General features: G+C 62.4%; 14 protein-coding genes and 1 pseudogene. 10 read left to right on the plus strand and 5 right to left on the minus strand.

What is annotated here, in order from left to right; genetic code table 11:
- Window positions 1-6: 6 nt before the first annotated feature.
- Window positions 7-804, plus strand: a complete 798-nt coding sequence (locus ACVWWD_RS18485; RefSeq protein ID WP_352550325.1) for an RlmE family RNA methyltransferase — start codon at window positions 7-9, stop codon at window positions 802-804.
- Between the two features lie 133 nt (window positions 805-937).
- Here ACVWWD_RS18485 and ACVWWD_RS18490 read toward each other — a convergent pair whose 3' ends face one another.
- Window positions 938-2359: an MFS transporter gene (locus ACVWWD_RS18490; protein ID WP_352550326.1), complete on the minus strand. Its 1422-nt coding sequence runs from the start codon at window positions 2357-2359 to the stop codon at window positions 938-940.
- A 240-nt stretch (window positions 2360-2599) separates the two neighbouring features.
- Between ACVWWD_RS18490 and ACVWWD_RS18495 the strand changes: the two genes are divergently transcribed.
- From ACVWWD_RS18495 to ACVWWD_RS18515, 5 genes are all read left to right on the plus strand, one after another.
- A complete protein-coding gene (locus ACVWWD_RS18495; protein ID WP_084056445.1) occupies window positions 2600-2845 on the plus strand; it encodes a type II toxin-antitoxin system Phd/YefM family antitoxin in 246 nt (81 codons plus the stop codon).
- Window positions 2842-3297, plus strand: coding sequence for a PIN domain-containing protein (locus tag ACVWWD_RS18500; RefSeq protein ID WP_023795587.1), 456 nt, complete (start codon window positions 2842-2844; stop codon window positions 3295-3297). Before ACVWWD_RS18495 ends, ACVWWD_RS18500 begins: the two co-directional genes overlap by 4 nt.
- Window positions 3298-3432: 135 nt before the next feature.
- Window positions 3433-4935 carry an IMP dehydrogenase gene (gene guaB / locus ACVWWD_RS18505; RefSeq protein WP_015318286.1) on the plus strand — a complete coding sequence of 501 codons (1503 nt, stop codon included), beginning with the start codon at window positions 3433-3435 and terminating at the stop codon, window positions 4933-4935.
- Between the two features lie 31 nt (window positions 4936-4966).
- Window positions 4967-5509, plus strand: coding sequence for a hypothetical protein (locus ACVWWD_RS18510; RefSeq protein ID WP_023773303.1), 543 nt, complete (start codon window positions 4967-4969; stop codon window positions 5507-5509).
- A gap of 25 nt (window positions 5510-5534) precedes the next feature.
- Complete coding sequence (locus tag ACVWWD_RS18515; protein ID WP_352550327.1) at window positions 5535-5954, plus strand: MAPEG family protein; 420 nt, start codon at window positions 5535-5537, stop codon at window positions 5952-5954.
- 48 nt (window positions 5955-6002) lie between these two features.
- Here ACVWWD_RS18515 and rnd read toward each other — a convergent pair whose 3' ends face one another.
- On the minus strand, window positions 6003-7154 hold the full coding sequence (gene rnd, locus ACVWWD_RS18520) for a ribonuclease D (protein WP_015318283.1): 1152 nt from the start codon (window positions 7152-7154) through the stop codon (window positions 6003-6005).
- A gap of 75 nt (window positions 7155-7229) precedes the next feature.
- A pseudogene (locus tag ACVWWD_RS18525) lies at window positions 7230-8475 on the minus strand (MFS transporter).
- Here ACVWWD_RS18525 and ACVWWD_RS18530 point away from each other — a divergent pair.
- Window positions 8474-8626: a hypothetical protein gene (locus ACVWWD_RS18530; RefSeq protein WP_352550328.1), complete on the plus strand. Its 153-nt coding sequence runs from the start codon at window positions 8474-8476 to the stop codon at window positions 8624-8626. The pseudogene ACVWWD_RS18525 and the gene ACVWWD_RS18530 overlap by 2 nt on opposite strands.
- Window positions 8627-8638: 12 nt before the next feature.
- Here ACVWWD_RS18530 and ACVWWD_RS18535 read toward each other — a convergent pair whose 3' ends face one another.
- The gene (locus tag ACVWWD_RS18535; protein ID WP_023773301.1) at window positions 8639-9013 is read right to left on the minus strand and encodes an avidin/streptavidin family protein; all 375 of its coding nucleotides are present in this window, start codon (window positions 9011-9013) and stop codon (window positions 8639-8641) included.
- Window positions 9014-9235: 222 nt separating this feature from the next.
- On the opposite strand from ACVWWD_RS18535, the gene aspS reads away from it, so the two are divergent.
- Entirely contained in the window at window positions 9236-11023 is a 1788-nt protein-coding gene (gene aspS, locus ACVWWD_RS18540; protein ID WP_352550349.1) for an aspartate--tRNA ligase, read from the plus strand.
- A gap of 236 nt (window positions 11024-11259) precedes the next feature.
- Here the strand turns inward: aspS and ACVWWD_RS18545 are convergent, their stop codons facing one another.
- A complete protein-coding gene (locus tag ACVWWD_RS18545; RefSeq protein ID WP_352550329.1) occupies window positions 11260-12450 on the minus strand; it encodes a hypothetical protein in 1191 nt (396 codons plus the stop codon).
- Window positions 12451-12781: 331 nt separating this feature from the next.
- On the opposite strand from ACVWWD_RS18545, the gene parC reads away from it, so the two are divergent.
- Window positions 12782-15034, plus strand: coding sequence for a DNA topoisomerase IV subunit A (gene parC, locus ACVWWD_RS18550; RefSeq protein ID WP_457103229.1), 2253 nt, complete (start codon window positions 12782-12784; stop codon window positions 15032-15034).
- Between the two features lie 261 nt (window positions 15035-15295).
- On the plus strand, window positions 15296-16504 hold the full coding sequence (locus tag ACVWWD_RS18555) for an AI-2E family transporter (protein ID WP_023773297.1): 1209 nt from the start codon (window positions 15296-15298) through the stop codon (window positions 16502-16504).
- Window positions 16505-16510 lie beyond the last annotated feature (6 nt).

Genomic DNA, 16510 nt, shown 5'->3' on the forward strand with positions numbered 1-16510 from the left:
CAGGTAATGACGAAGAAACCGGAAAAGCCAGGGTCCGCCAGCATTCGCGTGCTGAAGACGCGGATCAAGAAGAAAAGCGGCCTGAAGGAATCGTCGCGCCGCTGGCTGCAGCGCCACATCAACGATCCCTATGTCCAGCGCTCCAAGGCCGACGGCTATCGCTCGCGCGCGGCCTACAAGCTGATCGAGATCGACGACAAGCACCACCTCTTGAAGTCCGGCATGAAGGTAATCGATCTGGGTGCCGCCCCCGGCGGCTGGTGCCAGGTCGCGGCCGCGCGCACGAAATCGACGGCCGAAAACCCGCATGTCATCGGCATCGACTATCTCGAAATGGACGCCGTGCCCGGTGCGCCGGTGCTGCTGATGGATTTCCTGGACGCCGACGCGCCGCGAAAGCTGGCCGAGGCGCTGGGCGGGGACCCGGATGTCGTGTTGTCCGACATGGCGGCGCCGACCACCGGCCACAAGCGAACCGACCATATCCGCACCATGCATCTGTGCGAGGTGGCGGCCGATTTCGCGCTCTCGGTCCTCAAGCCGGGCGGCCATTTCCTCGCCAAAACCTTCCAGGGCGGCGCCGAAAATGAGTTGCTCTCGATGCTCAAGAAGAATTTCCGCTCCGTCCATCACGTCAAGCCGCCGGCCTCACGCGATGAATCGGTGGAGCTCTATCTATTGGCCAAGGATTTTAAGGGGCGAGAGTCCGGTCCGCCGCCAGACGGATCGGAACGTCCAGTGGACGTTCCGAAGGACTGGAGCGCCCGGAGCCATAGCGAAGGGCCGGGGGACGCCGACGGCTGAAAGGACGGCCCTCCGCCGGTCCGCCGCCAGGCGGATCGGAACGTCCAGTGGACGTTCCGAAGGACTGGAGTGCCCGGAGCCATAGAAAGGGCCGGGGGACACCGACGGCTGATCGCTCTGCTGCGACTTTGCTTTACTCTCCCGGCGATCTGACCGGTTCCAGCGTCTTCGGCGTCGTCAGCCGGCCATGGCCGGATACGGCGTTGCCGGCGTCGGGCGCCATCCGCATGAACGACAGCGACGCCGCCGCCGACACCGCTGCCACGATGAAGAAGGCGGTGTGGAAGTCGCCCAGCGTCAGCGGGCCGCCATGGATCGAGGTCGAGACTTCGAGAATGCCGCCGGCGAGCGCCACGCCGAGCGCGATCGAGAGCTGCTGGAACACCGCCGTGATCGGCGTTGCCTTGCTGGTATCCTCGGCTGACACCTCGGCATAGGAGAGCGCGTTGACGCCGGTGAAGAACATCGAGCGGATGAAGCCGCCGACCAGCAATATGGCCAGCATCAGCGCGTAAGGTGTTTCGGGGGTGAAGAGGCCGTAGATGGCGATCGATGCGGCAGCGACCAGCGAGCCGACGATCAGCACGCGGCGAAAGCCGACAACGCGGAAGATCAGCGCGGTGACGAATTTCATGCCGATGGCGCCGATCGCCGAGACGAAGGTGATCATGCCGGACTGGAACGGTGTCAGCCCGAAACCGATCTGGAACATCAGCGGCAAAAGGAACGGCACGGCGCCGATGCCGATGCGAAACAGCGAGCCGCCAAGCACCGACGAGCGGAACACCTGGTTGCGGAACAGTTCGAGCGCCAGCAGCGGATTTTTGGCGCGGCGCGCATGCACGAGGTAGAGCGCGCCCGACAACAGTCCCACGGCGATCGTGATGAAGCCGGTCGCCGGCGGCAGATAAGGCAGGCTAACCACCGACAGGCCAAAGACGACGCCGGAAGCGGCCAGCCCGCTCAGCACGAAGCCGACCAAATCGAGCGGCGGCGTCTCGGTTGCCTCGGTTTCCGGCAGGAAGCGGGTGGCAAGCCAAATGCCGATCAGGCCGATCGGGACGTTGATCAGGAAGATCCAGTGCCAGGTGAAGAAGGTGGTGATGAAGCCGCCAATCGGCGGACCCACCAACGGGCCGACCAGTGCGGGAACGGTCAGCCACGACATGGCGGCGACCAGTTCGCTCTTGGGCGTTGCGCGTACCAGAACCAGGCGCCCGACCGGGGTCATCATGGCGCCGCCAATGCCTTGCAGGAAACGCGCAACCACGAAGGCGGGCAGCGAACCGGAGAGGGCGCACGCCACCGAACCGGCAATGAAGACTGCAATCGCGGCACGAAAGATAGTCTTGGCGCCGAAGCGGTCGGCCATCCAGCCGCTGATTGGAATGAAGATCGCCAGCGACACCAGATAGGCCGTCAGCGCCAGTTTGAGCGCGATCGGGCTGGTGTGGATGTCGATGGCGATCGCCGGCAGCGATGTCGCGATGACGGTCGAATCCATGTTTTCCATGAAGAGAGCGACCGCCAATATGAGCGGGATGGTGCGGTTCACAAGACGCGTCCGGACTTATTCTCTGTGTCGTCGGCTGGGCAAGCCGGCACGCAGGGCGGTTATCACGGCCAGAGGGTGATGTCGTGTTAAATTGCTGTCACTTTTGTGCGACCGCAAGGATGCGGCCTTTCGCTTTGGCATGTCCCATGCTGGCAGAGATCCCTGCCAGGCAAGGGACACCTTGCATGGAGCGACACACATCATTATTGTAGTGAATATAACTACTATAGGACATTGTCATTGGAAAAAGGTGTTTCGGCGACCGATGCCAATCGCAGGTTTTCTCTCCTACTGCGCGGCGTTCGCGAAGGACAAAGCTACGTGGTGACCAGTCACGGGCGTCCGGTCGCCCGGATCGTGCCCGCAGATCATCAGGAGGGGGTGGCTGCCCGATCGCGCGCGGCGTTGTTGTCGCGCCTTGAGCGCCAGCCTGTTGTGGATGCCGGGCAGTGGACGCGCGATGAGCTTTATGAGGACGAGCATTGAAGATCGCGCTCGACACGAACATCCTTGCTTACGCGGAAGGGGTAAACGGTGCGGAGAAGCGCGACATCGTTCTCGAATTGCTGCGCGATCTCCGGCAAGATGACGCGGTTATTCCTGTTCAGGTTCTTGGTGAACTCTTCAAAGTTTTGGTCCGCAAAGCAGGAAGACCGCCCCTGGAGGCACGGGATGCCCTTCTGAGCTGGAGCGACGCATTTTCCGTTGCCGCGACAACGCAAGATGTGATGATGATGGCCGCTGATCTGGCTACCGACCATCGACTCAGCATTTGGGACTCGGTCGTTCTCTCCACGGCCTCGCAAGCTGGCTGTCGGCTGCTGGTCTCGGAAGATCTGCAAGACGGCTTCACATGGGGCGCGGTCACTGTCGTCAGTCCCTTCGCAGCGCCGCGTCACCCATTGCTTGATGCTCTGGCGGGGAAGTCTGGCGACTAGAACGCGGAACGCCGCAACGATCGGCTTTTCATCCGCCCCGCGACGTGTTACCAGCCACCGCCAATCCTGAAAGGGAATAACGAGTCGGCGCTGTCCATTCCGGTCCAGCGCTTTTTCGCATTCAAAGGGCTGGCCATGGCAAAAATCATCGAAACGTCCACCGGCGCACTGGCGCTGACCTTTGACGACGTGCTTTTGCAGCCCGGTCATTCCGAGGTGATGCCCGGCCAGACCGATATCCGCACCCGCATCGCCGGCGACATCGACCTCAACGTGCCGATCCTGTCGGCGGCGATGGACACGGTCACCGAGGCAAGGCTTGCCATCGCCATGGCGCAGGCCGGCGGCATCGGCGTCATCCATCGCAATTTCTCGCCCGCCGAACAGGCCGAGCAGGTGCGGCAGGTCAAGAAATTCGAATCAGGCATGGTGGTCAACCCGGTCACGATCGGGCCCGACGCCACGCTAGCCGACGCATTGTCGCTGATGCGCACCTATTCGATCTCGGGCATTCCGGTGGTCGAGAATGGCGGCGCCGGGGGCCACAAGACCGGCCGGCTGGTCGGCATCCTGACCAACCGCGATGTGCGCTTCGCTTCCGATCCGGCGCAAAAGGTCTACGAATTGATGACCCGTGAGAACCTGATCACGGTCAAGGAGAACGTCGACCAGGACGAGGCCAAGCGGCTTCTGCACCAGCACCGCATCGAGAAGCTGGTGGTGGTCGACAAAACGGGCAATTGCGTCGGGCTGATCACCGTCAAGGACATCGAGAAATCGCAGCTCAACCCGCACGCCACCAAGGATGCGCAGGGGCGCCTGCGCGCCGCGGCCGCCACCAGCGTCGGTGATGACGGCTTCGAGCGCGCCGAGCGTCTTATCGAGGCCGGCGTCGACCTTTTGGTGATCGACACAGCGCATGGCCACTCGCAGCGCGTGCTGGACGCGGTGACGCGGGCGAAGAAGCTTTCCAATTCCGTGCGCATCCTGGCCGGCAACGTCGCCACCGCGGAAGGCACGCGGGCGCTGATCGACGCCGGCGCCGACGCCGTCAAGGTCGGCATTGGCCCGGGCTCCATCTGCACCACCCGCATTGTGGCCGGGGTCGGCGTTCCCCAGCTTTCGGCCATCATGTCGGCGGTCGAGACAGCACACAAATCAGGCGCCTCGGTGATCGCCGACGGCGGCATCAAATATTCCGGCGATCTCGCCAAGGCACTCGCCGCCGGCGCCAGCGCCGCCATGATCGGCTCGCTGCTTGCCGGAACCGACGAAAGCCCGGGCGAGGTCTATTTGCACCAGGGCCGCTCCTTCAAGGCCTATCGCGGCATGGGCTCGGTCGGCGCCATGGCGCGGGGCTCCGCCGATCGCTACTTCCAGGCCGAGGTGCGCGACACGCTGAAACTGGTGCCGGAAGGCATTGAAGGGCAGGTTCCCTATAAAGGACCTGTGTCTGGCGTGCTGCACCAGCTTGCGGGCGGGCTGAAAGCCGCTATGGGTTATGTTGGTGGCCGCGACCTTGCCGATTTCCGCGACCGCGCCACCTTTGTGCGCATATCCAACGCCGGACTTCGTGAAAGCCACGCCCATGACGTCACGATTACCCGCGAAAGCCCCAACTATCCCGGCGGAGCCTGATTCTTCCGGGCTTTGGGGGAACTTGACCGCCATGGTGCTGCGCCTGTCGCGCCATGTCGGGGCGCTCTGCTTCCTCTCGGCGGCGGTTTTTGTCGCCATGACGGGGATGGAGTTCTTCTATTTCCGTCGACTGAGCGGGGGCCTGGCTTCGCTCGACATGCGTTATTTCGGATTTACGCCCGACGAAGGCATGGCCTGGCTGACGGCGCTTGGCCGGCGCGGCAGCGAGATCATCCTGGTCTGGCACTACCTGACCTTCGATCTTCTGTTTCCGGCACTGTTGTCGCTGACGCTGGTCAGCCTGATCCTGGCAACTGGCCGGCGCCTGAAGAATTTCCGCGTGCTGCCGGCGCAGATGCAGGCGATCTTCGCGCTGGTCCTGGTGCTGCCCTATATGCTCGCCGACTACGCACAGAACATCGCCGTGGCGCGCCTTCTGTCCGATTTCCTCTACGCCAATCCGGACTCGCTGTCCTTTGCTTCGGCGCTGATCGTCACCAAATTCGCGCTTCTCGCCGTCCCGGTCATCGTCATTGCCGCTTTCTGGCTGGCAGGCCAAAGACGTCGGAATTGAAGCGGAGCAGGGCAGGGGCGACTTCATGAACCAGACCACGATCTTCTGGCCTGTGCTGGCTCACGTGCTGCTGATCTACATCGTCTATATCGTCATGGGCCGGCGCCGCTATTTTGCTGTCAAGTCGGGTGAAGCCAAGGTCGGCCAGTACAAGGTTCGCTCGACCGAGCCGGCCTCTACCGTCACCGTGGCGAACAATCTGATCAATCAATTCGAACTGCCGGTGCTTTTCTACGTACTGTGCCTGACACTGCCCATGACCAACGGCGTCAATTACATCACCCTCGCACTGATGTGGATTTTTGTCGCGTCGCGCTATTTTCACGCCTGGTTTCACCTGACCAGCAACAAGCTGCTGGTGCGCAACCGCTCCTTCGTGCTGGGCGCGGTGGTGCTAGCGCTCGGTTGGATCTGGCTGGCCCTGCACTTGCTCGCGATCGTATGAGGTGCGCCTAATCACCTTCTCCAAAAGGGAAGAGGGAAAGGCCGGCGCCTATAGATCGAACACCGCGATCTTGCGATTGTCGAACTTGATGCCGATCTCGCCGCGTACCAGCTTCAGCGCGTGTTCGCCGAACACGGCGCGCCGCCATCCTTGCAGCGCAGGCACATCGGCATCCTCGCCCTCGGCCGCGATGCGATCGATGTCATCGCTGGAGGCCAGCACCTTCGAGGCGACGCCCTGTTTTTCGGCGACGATTCTGAGCAGCACCTTCAACAGTTCCGCGGCCGCATTCGAGCCCTCGGGCGGCTGGAAGTTTTTCGGCAGTTTCGGCATCTGCTCCTTGGGCAGGGCGAGCGCGGTGTTGACCGCGCCGAGCAATGCCGTCGCCGTCGAGGAGCGTTCCCAGCCTTTTGGCGTGGTGCGCAACTTGGCAAGGGCTGGCGCATCGCGCGGTCCTTGTTGTGCGATCTCGTAGATTGCGTCGTCCTTGAGCACACGGCCGCGCGGCACGTCGCGCTCGCGCGCCTCGCGTTCGCGCCATGCCGCCACGGCCTGCACGATCGCCAGCTCCTGGGGCTTGCGAAGCCGCATCTTCAGCCGCTTCCAGGCATCCTCGGGGTGCGGATCGTAGGTCTCGCGCGAGGTCAGGACATCCATCTCCTCATTCAGCCAGTGGGCGCGGTTTTCCCGCGCCAGCTCGGCGTTGAGGTGCTGATAGACCTCGATCAGATGGGTGACGTCGGCCAGCGCGTAATCAAGCTGCTTGTCGGACAGCGGCCGATGGCGCCAGTCAGTGAAGCGCGACGACTTGTCGAGCCGCGCTCCGGTGATGCGCTGTACCAGCTGATCGTAGGAAACGCTGTCGCCGAAGCCGCAGACCATCGCCGCCACCTGGGTATCGAACACCGGGTGCGGAACGAGGTCGCCGAGATGGACGATGATTTCGATGTCCTGTCGCGCCGCATGGAAGACTTTGACCACCGCCTCGTTGGCCATCAGCCTGAAGAAGGGAGCCAAGTCGATGTCAGGCGACAGCGGATCGATCAGCGCGGTCACGCCGGGCGCGGCCATCTGGATCAGGCACAGGATTGGCCAGAAGGTCGTTTCGCGGATGAATTCGGTGTCGACGGTGACGAAATCCGACTTTTCGAAAGCGGCGAGAACGGTCTCGAGTTCTTTCTGGGTGGTGATGACGTGCATCAAATCGCTTTTGGCAGGAGTAGGGTCTTCCTAGATTTCAGCCGGGAAGGCTTTCGTCAAGCTGTGGTGCCCCCGTCACGGCCCTTCCGGACTGTCTTGATCACTATTTCTCCTCGCCAGCCGCGCGAAAATGGTCGACGTGCGCAACAGCGCCGTGAAGCGGCTGCGCTTGCCTGCCGGTACTCCTGAGCGTGCCTGCATGCGGTAGAGGATGACGGCAATGAAGATCGCGTAGACCACGGCGCTGAAGACGAACAGCGCGCTTGGCCCGAAATACTGCATCGCGGTCGACGCCGCGAAAGGGCCCCCAATAGCGCCGAAGGAATAGAACAACATCAGGGCGGCGTTGATCAGCACGAACTCCGCCGGCATCCGCGCGGTCGTTGGAATGTGCCGCCGACAGCGAATACAGCGGCATGGCGAAACAACCGAAGATAAAGATGATGATGAAGTTGAGCAGCGGGTTGCTGCCGGCGATGAACACCAGCGCCAGTGCCGAAAGCATGGCGCAGCAGGTCGTCATCAACAGCACCCGGCGCCGATCCCAGCGGTCGGAAAGGTAACCAAGCGGATACTGGATGATGGCTCCGCCGAAAATGCCGACGCTGACGAAGGTGACGACGTCGCCGACCGACATGCCGATCTGCTCCGCATAGACCGGCGACAAGGTGCGAAAGGCACTGTTGGTGACGCCCACGGCGATGCAGCCAAAGCAGCCCAGCGGCGAAATCCGCCAGACGCGGGCCAGATCGAGCTTGACCTCTTCCGGCGGCGTCGGGTTGGAGCGGTCGCCGAGCGAAACCGGCACCAACGACAGCGTGATCATGATCGACATGATGGCGAAGATGGTGAAGCCACCGGCGCCGAAGACGGGAATCAGGAACTGGGCTGATGTCACCGATCCGGTATCGACCATCCGGTAGATCGCCAGCACGCGGGCGCGGTCGTGGTTGGTGACGCCGGAATTCAGCCAGCTTTCGACGATGGTGAACAATCCGGCGAAACAGAAGCCGCCGGCAAAGCGCACCGCGCACCACATCACCGGATCGAGAACCAGCACGAGCAGCAAGGTGCCGACGGAGGCGATCGCCGCCAGCGCCGAAAACGCCCTGATATGGCCGACCGCCTTCATGATGCGGGTGATGGCCAGGCAGCCGAGCAGGAACCCGGCGAAATAGAAGGTGCCCATCAGGCCGATGTCGGAAGCCGAAAACCCTTCCTGCGCGCCACGCAGCGCGATCAGCGTGCTCTGCAGCCCATTGCCGCCGAGGAGGATGCCTGCGGCGAGAAGAAGCGGGATCAGGGGACGGATGGAGGACATGAAGAAATACAGCCGCTCATCGTTGATCCTTTTTGGACCATCGTCTCCGTCGATGCCAGCGGCATTTGCCAATGAAAAGGCAGCGATGCCTCGGGTCGAATCAGCTCGGCGGATGAAACAGACGTCGATGGCGACCGCCAGCGCCGGTTAATCGATCAGCGTATCAATCGACGCGCTCAAAAGTGTCTAGGCTGGTCCCGAAGGCGCGCCATGTTCCAACCGTGGTCAGCTTTGCGGGCTCACCCTCGGCCTCGGCTGAAAGAGCCAGTCCAGCCACCGTGTGCCACAACATCTCGATCTTGCCGTCTCGAAAAATGCCGGTATAGCTCACAGCCGCCGGCCCTGTCTTTCCTGACGCTGCGGAAGTAAAGCCGATCACATCTCCATGAGCGGCCCCGTGAAGAGGCACTTCCATTCCGGAAAAGCTGCTGTCGGGCAACGCTGTCTTGAAGACACCGCGGATCAAACCCTCACTATCGTCGTCGATAATTACAACCGAACCGTATTGATTGCGCCAAGTGCCCTTCCAGGAAAACATGTTTGCCTCCTCTCAGTCCATCATGCGCTAACGCGACAGGCGGTTCACCGTTCCGCCATATGACCGGCCATAAATTGAAGCGGAGGTTCCAAGCTGAGAGATAGCCCCTCCGTCCCTTTGCCTTGACAAACCATGCCTCCCATGCGCTTTTCGCGCAAATTTTGAGGCCGGGCCGCAATGCTTCGGCCTACCATCCAGCACCCCGGACTTATATCCATGACCATGCACCGTTACCGCAGCCATACCTGTGCCCAGTTGCGAAAGAGCGACGTTGGCAACTCCGTTCGCCTGTCGGGTTGGGTGCATCGCGTACGCGACCATGGCGGCCTACTGTTCATCGACCTTCGCGACCATTACGGCCTGACCCAGATCGTCGCCGATCCCGATTCGCCTGCCTTCAAGGTCGCCGAGACCTTGCGCGGCGAGTGGGTGATCCGCGTCGATGGCGAGGTCAAGGCGCGCTTGCCCGAGACGGTCAACGCCAACCTGCCGACCGGTGAGATCGAAATCTTCGCTCGTGAGATCGAAGTGTTGTCGGCGGCCAAGGAATTGCCGCTGCCGGTGTTCGGCGAGCCCGATTATCCCGAGGACATCAGGCTGAAATACCGCTTCCTGGATCTGCGCCGCGAGACACTGCACAAGAACATCGTGGCGCGCACGAAAATCATCGCCGAGATGCGCAAGCGCATGGGCGAGGTCGGCTTCACCGAATTCTCGACGCCGATCCTGACCGCCTCGTCGCCGGAAGGCGCGCGCGACTTCCTGGTGCCGTCGCGCATCCATCCCGGCACCTTCTACGCGCTGCCGCAGGCGCCGCAGCAATACAAGCAGCTGATCATGGTGTCTGGCTTCGACCGCTATTTCCAGATCGCGCCCTGCTTCCGTGACGAGGACCCGCGCGCCGACCGCCTGCCCGGCGAGTTCTACCAGCTCGACCTCGAAATGAGTTTCGTCGAGCAGGACGACGTGCTGTCGACCATGGAACCGGTGATGCGCGGCGTCTTCGAGACCTTCGCCAACGGCAAGCCGGTGACGCAGAAATTCCAGCGTATCCCCTATGATGTCGCCATGCGCAAATACGGCTCCGACAAGCCGGACTTGCGCAACCCGATCGAGATGCAGGCCGTCTCCGACCATTTTCGCGATTCCGGCTTCAAGGTGTTCGCCAACATCCTGGCCAACGATCCGAAGGCCGAGGTCTGGGGCATTCCGGCAAAGACCGGCGGCAGCCGCGCCTTTTGCGACCGCATGAATAGCTGGGCGCAAGGCGAGGGCCAGCCGGGGCTGGGCTACATCTTCTGGCGCAAGGAAGGCGACAAGCTCGAAGGCGCCGGCCCGCTCGCCAAGAACATCGGCGAGGAGCGCACCGAGGCGATCCGCCTGCAGCTCGGCCTTGCCGACGGCGACGCCGCTTTTTTCGTCGCCGGTGATCCCAAGAAGTTCGTTTCGTTCGCCGGCGCGGCGCGCACCCGTGCCGGCGAGGAACTGAACCTCGTCGACCGCGAACGCTTCGAACTGTGCTGGATCGTCGACTTCCCGTTCTTCGAATGGAACGAGGAGGAGAAGAAGATCGACTTCGCCCACAACCCGTTCTCGATGCCGCAGGGTGGCATCGATGGGCTGAACGGCGAGGATCTGCTCGGCATCAAGGCCTTCCAGTACGACATGGTGTGCAACGGTTTCGAGATCGCCAGTGGCGGTATCCGCAACCATTTGCCCGAAACCATGGTGAAGGCGTTCGAGACGGTTGGGCTCGACCGTTCCACGGTCGAGGAACGCTTTGGCGGCCTCTACCGTGCCTTCCAGTATGGCGCGCCGCCGCATGGCGGCATGGCCGCCGGCGTCGACCGCGTCGTCATGCTGCTGGTCGGCGCCAAGAACCTGCGCGAAATCACCATGTTCCCCATGAACCAGCAGGCTTACGACCTGCTGATGAACGCGCCGTCGGAAGCCTCGCCGCAGCAGCTTCGCGAACTGGCGCTGCGTGTCGCGCCGACCAAGAAGGACTGATTGCAGCGTCGCAACTGCCCTTTTCTCCCCGTCACTCTACGGGGAGAAATGTCCGGCAGGACAATGAGCGGCAGCGCGGATGCAGGCGTTTGGCGACCAGCCGCGACAACTGACGCCTTCTGACAGGCAGGCGGTTCGGCATTCAATTTCAAACTTGCAGGCGTCAGCGCTGCCCCTCATCCGCCTGCCGGCACCTTCTCCCCGTATAGGGACGGGGAGAAGGGAGTTGTCTTCGATCAGTCCTCGTTCGCCTTGACGCTGACGCCGAGCGTCTTCGGCAGGTCGAGCGGATTGGACATGGCACCCGCCATGATCAGTGCGAACGGCACCGATGCCGGCGGCTCGGCCGAGATTTCGAGGCTCTTCGGATCGTCGAGATATTTGCTGACAGCCGCCGTAACCTGAGCCGTCAGCTCGGGATTGTTGAGCTGCGACATGCCGAACGGCACGATTGCCTTGGCCTGATTGGCGATGTCCTTGGCTGACATGCCCTGCTGCTTGCCGACATAGTCCAGCACCTTGCCGGTCAGCGAATCGTCGTCGAAGCGGATCGATGCGCTGTTGAACGAAAGCTGCTGCAACAGGCCGAGCATGGCCATGCCTTGCGCCGAATTGTCGGCGCCTTCCGGCTGTGCGGCCATCTTCTTCTGCATTTCCTGCAGCGACTTGATGAAGTCGATCGTGTAGCCGCCGAGGTCGAACGTCATGCCGAGCGTGCCGGCATTCTCGACGGAGATGTCGTATTTCGACAGTTCCATCTTGCCGTCCGACGGCTGCCAGGTGCCGGCCATTTCAAGATTGCCCGAGATGTTCTGGTAGCCGAGCGCGTTGATGACCTCCTTGGATTTGGGATCCTCGACCAGCGACAGATCGGCCGTGAACTTCTCCGTGTTGGCGGTGAATTCCATCGCCTTGCCGTCGGCGGGCGGCGTGATCTGGATGGCGAGCCCATCCATCGAAAAGGCGGTCTTGTCGGCGACCTTGACCGTCATGTTCGAGAGTTCAGCGGAATTGTACATCATCAGCGAGCCAAGCGGGCTGGTGGAGCCGTCGGCCGGCACCGTCATGTCGTGGATAACGAAGGGGCTGAGATCGAGGGTGACGCCGTCCTTGCTGTGTTCGAAGGCCGAGGTCGACACGGTGCCGATATCATAGCCGCCATTGGCCTCGGTGATGTTCTCGAGCTTGACGTCGCCGATCGTCAGCGCTTCCTTTTCCGCGGCCGGTTTCACCGACACGCCCTGCAGCACCATGCTGGTGTTGTCGCCGGTCACGCCGGTCCAGGAGATGTCGACGCCCTGTGCGGAGAGTGCTGCCTTCAGCCGGTCCGCGACCGCCGCGTCCTGAGCAAGGGCCGCATTCAGCGGCAGCGTGAGCAAGAAGGTCGAAAGTGCGAATTTCCGGAGAGTTGAGCGGTTGATTGTCATCGCAAGGTCCCTGAGAGTGTCCTGAAATTATTTTTCAATTCTTTGCGCCATCACCATTCCGTGACGAACTGGACGGGAAAAAGGCGTGTCCCGGCACAATGGTCGAAAATCGCGCTGAAAGGCAAACCCGATCCGAACGCTATTGGAGAACGCAGTGAATTTGGCATGAAGGTCGGGCCGCCAGCGTGCTTCGCAATAGATGCGGCATGTAACAGATTGATGTTGGCCGGCAGGCTCGACCTTGCGGTTTTCTGTTGCAGAACTGCGCGCAAATCGACTGGTCCGGTGCGCGCCTCTTGCCGCGAATCACCCGCTCGGCTAGGTCCAGCCCATGGGAAAAAGGCTTTTGCCGCCTGACAATGGCGGTGGCGATCATATCGAACCAGTCGACCTGAAGAAGGCGCTGGAAGAGCGCTATCTCGCCTATGCGTTGTCGACCATCATGCACCGGGCGCTCCCGGATGTGCGCGACGGACTGAAGCCGGTCCATCGCCGCATCATGCACGCCATGCGCCTGCTGCGCCTCAACCCGGACCAGGGGTTCGCCAAATGCGCTCGTATCGTCGGCGAGGTGATGGGCAAGTTCCACCCGCATGGCGACCAGTCCATCTATGATGCGCTGGTGCGGCTGGCGCAGGATTTTTCGATGCGATATCCCCTGGTCGACGGCCAGGGCAATTTCGGCAACATCGACGGCGATAACGCCGCCGCCATGCGCTACACCGAAGCGCGCATGACCGACGTGGCGACCGACCTGCTTGCCGGCATCACCGAAGACGCGGTCGACTATCGGCCGACCTACAATGAAGAAGACGAGGAGCCGGTCGTGCTGCCCGGTGCCTTCCCCAATCTCTTGGCCAACGGCTCGTCCGGCATCGCGGTTGGCATGGCCACCTCGATCCCGCCGCACAATGCCGCCGAGCTCTGCGACGCGGCGCTGCATCTGATCGAGCATCGCGATGCGCCGGTGGCGAAGCTGATGGAGTTCGTCCAGGGCCCGGATTTTCCGACCGGCGGCATCATCGTCGACAGCCGTGCCTCGATCCTCGAAGCCTATGAGACCGGCCGCGGCGGGTTCCGCGTGCGGTCGAAATGGAACCAGGAAGACCAGGGCAGGGGCACCTGGAGCATTGTCGTCACCGAAATTCCCTATGGGGTGCAGAAGGCGCGGCTGATCGAGAAGATCGCCGAGCTGTTGATGGCCCGCAAGCTGCCGCTGCTCGAGGATATCAGGGACGAAAGCGCCGAGGACATCCGCGTCGTCCTGGTGCCGAAGAGCCGATCGGTCGACCCAGGCATCCTGATGGAATCGCTGTTCAAGCTGACCGAGCTCGAAAGCCGTTTCCCCCTCAACATGAACGTGCTGTCGCGAGGCAAGGTGCCCAACGTGCTGTCGCTGAAGGGCGTGCTGCAGGAATGGCTGGACCACCGCCGCGACGTCCTCATCCGTCGCTCGAAATTTCGCCTCGGCGAGATCGAGAGGCGGCTGGAAATCCTTGCCGGCTACCTGATCGCCTATCTCAACATCGACGAGGTGATCAGGATCATCCGCGAGGAGGATGAGCCCAAGCAGGTCATGATGGCCCGCTGGTCGCTCACCGACACCCAGGCCGAAGCGATCCTCAACATGCGGCTGCGCGCCTTGCGCAAGCTGGAGGAATTCGAGATCCGCAAGGAATTCGACGGCCTGACCGCCGAGAAGAAGCAGATCGAGGCACTGCTGGCGTCCGATGCCAAGCAATGGTCGACCATCAAGTGGGAAGTCACTCAGGTTCGCGACAAGTTCGGTCCGGAGACCGAGATTGGCAAGCGCCGCACGCAGTTCGCCGACGCGCCCGAGCACGACCTGACCGATATCGCGCACGCCATGATCGAGCGCGAGCCGGTCACCGTGGTGGTTTCGGAAAAAGGCTGGCTGCGGGCGATGAAGGGCCATCTGGCCGATTTTTCGACGCTGACCTTCAAGGAGGGCGACAGCCTCAAGCTCGCCTTCCATGCTCAGACGACAGACAAGGTTCTGGTCTTTACCACCGGCGGCAAGTTTTACACGATCGGCGCCGATCGGCTGCCGGGCGGCCGCGGCCATGGCGAGCCGATCCGCATCATCGTCGACATGGACAATGACCAGGACATCGTCACCGCCTTCGTTCACGATCCCAAGCGCAAGCTGCTGCTCGCCTCTTTCGACGCCAACGGCTTCATCGTTCCGGAGGAAGAGGTGGTCGCCAACACCCGCAAGGGCAAGCAGGTGATGAACGTCAAGGCGCCGGACGAGGCCAAGCGCTGCGTGCCGGTCACCGGCGATCACCTGGCCATCGTCGGCGAGAACCGCAAGATGCTGGTGTTCGCGCTCTCGGAAATTCCGGAGATGGGTCGCGGCAAGGGCGTGCGGCTGCAGAAATACAAGGACGGCGGCCTGCTCGACCTCAAGCCTTTCACGCTTGAGACAGGTCTCTCCTGGCAGGATTCGGCCGACCGTACCTTCACCCGGTCGCGCGAGGAATTGGCCGAATGGATCGGCGCCCGGGCGTCGGCGGGACGGATGGTGCCCAAGGGATTCCCCAGGACCGGGAAGTTCGGGTAGAAGCTGCCGATCCCCCCTCGTGGGGGAAGGTGGCCGGCAGGCCAGAGGGGCGCGCTATCCCGCCGGCGCATCAAGCTAGCTACACCTCTCGCAATTCTCGGTCCCTAAGATCAGATCAGAGGTCGCGCCCCCCTCTGTCCTGCCGGACATTCCCCACGAGGGGGGAGATTGGCAGCTCCACCATCACATTTGGACTATCGTCACGATTGCTGCACTATATCGGTGCATAACTGACCGGATGAGCCGGGGAGAGCAGGGCGTTTGAAGGAAGCAAAGATCCAGAAACCGGAACGGCAGCAGCGCCTCTTCGGGCTGTCCACACCGCTCCGTTCGGCCGTCATACCGCCGCTGTCGGCGGCGCGCTGGCTGCTGGTGCTGATCGTTGCCGCCGGCGTCTATTTCTTCCACGGCTTCCTGTTCCCGGTGCTGGCTGCCCTCGTCATCGCCTTTGCCAGCTGGCCGCTTTACCGACGACTGCTGGTCGGCGTTGGCGGCAATCGAACCATCGCCGCCACATTTGCCATCCTGTTCATCCTCGCCTTCCTGGTCATACCGATCGCGCTTGCTGGCACCTATGCCATCAACGAGGTGCGCGAATGGGTCGGCTGGGCGATAGAGACCAACCGCCACGGTGCGGTGACGCCGCACTGGATCGCGACCCTGCCTGTGGTGGGTGAATGGCTGAACGAGCAGTGGACGACCAATCTCGGCCATCCCGGCGGGATCGGCGAACTGATCCAGCTAGTCAGCGGCGCCAATATAGGGAGCATTTACCGAGGCGCGCTCGCCGCCGGCGGCAGCGCTTTCAGCCTCTTTCTAACGCTGCTGTTCATGATGATCGCCCTGTTTTTCGCCTATCGCGACGGCGAGAATTTCGCCGGCCAGATCGATCGCCTCGGCGAGCGCATTCTGCCCACCCGCTGGGAGCGGATCTCGCGCGTCGTGCCGGCGACCATTTCCTCGACCGTGACCGGCATGACTGTAATCGCCATCGGCGAGGGACTGGTGCTGGGCATCGCGTACTGGCTGGCTGGTGTGCCGTCGCCGGTGACGCTCGGCGCGCTGACCGGCGTGATGGCGCTCATCCCCGGCGGTGCGCCATTGTCCTTCACACTGGTCTCGATCTATCTCGCCGCCAGCGGCTCGCCGATGGCCGGCCTGGCGCTGTTCATCTGGGGAACGGTCGAGTTGTTCATCGTCGACAAGACGTTGCGCCCCAAGCTCGTCGGCGGCCCGATAAAACTGCCCTTCCTGCCGACCTTTTTCGGCCTGATCGGCGGCGTCAAGACCATGGGTTTTCTCGGCCTGTTCATCGGCCCGGTGCTGATGGCGCTGCTGGTCGCGATCTGGCGCGAGTGGCTGCGCGAGGTGGAACTGGCCGACGAGATCGTGCCGCCGAATGAAATCGAAGCCGGTCCACAAATCGAGGTCTTGCCCGAGCCCAGCGTGGTCAAGAAAGCCAGCGCCTGATCTCGA

The sequence above is a fragment of the Mesorhizobium sp. URHB0026 genome, assembly GCF_054059755.1.

What these genes read in the sequence shown, in the direction of transcription:
- ACVWWD_RS18515 (WP_352550327.1), top strand. Translation starts at nt 5,535, where the DNA reads ATGAACCAGACCACGATCTTCTGGCCTGTGCTGGCTCACGTGCTGCTG.
- ACVWWD_RS18545 (WP_352550329.1), bottom strand. Translation starts at nt 12,450, where the DNA reads ATGACAATCAACCGCTCAACTCTCCGGAAATTCGCACTTTCGACCTTC.
- aspS (WP_352550349.1), top strand. Translation starts at nt 9,236, where the DNA reads ATGCACCGTTACCGCAGCCATACCTGTGCCCAGTTGCGAAAGAGCGAC.
- ACVWWD_RS18510 (WP_023773303.1), top strand. Translation starts at nt 4,967, where the DNA reads ATGGTGCTGCGCCTGTCGCGCCATGTCGGGGCGCTCTGCTTCCTCTCG.
- ACVWWD_RS18485 (WP_352550325.1), top strand. Translation starts at nt 7, where the DNA reads ATGACGAAGAAACCGGAAAAGCCAGGGTCCGCCAGCATTCGCGTGCTG.
- rnd (WP_015318283.1), bottom strand. Translation starts at nt 7,154, where the DNA reads ATGCACGTCATCACCACCCAGAAAGAACTCGAGACCGTTCTCGCCGCT.
- ACVWWD_RS18530 (WP_352550328.1), top strand. Translation starts at nt 8,474, where the DNA reads ATGAAGAAATACAGCCGCTCATCGTTGATCCTTTTTGGACCATCGTCT.
- ACVWWD_RS18535 (WP_023773301.1), bottom strand. Translation starts at nt 9,013, where the DNA reads ATGTTTTCCTGGAAGGGCACTTGGCGCAATCAATACGGTTCGGTTGTA.
- parC (WP_457103229.1), top strand. Translation starts at nt 12,782, where the DNA reads ATGGGAAAAAGGCTTTTGCCGCCTGACAATGGCGGTGGCGATCATATC.
- guaB (WP_015318286.1), top strand. Translation starts at nt 3,433, where the DNA reads ATGGCAAAAATCATCGAAACGTCCACCGGCGCACTGGCGCTGACCTTT.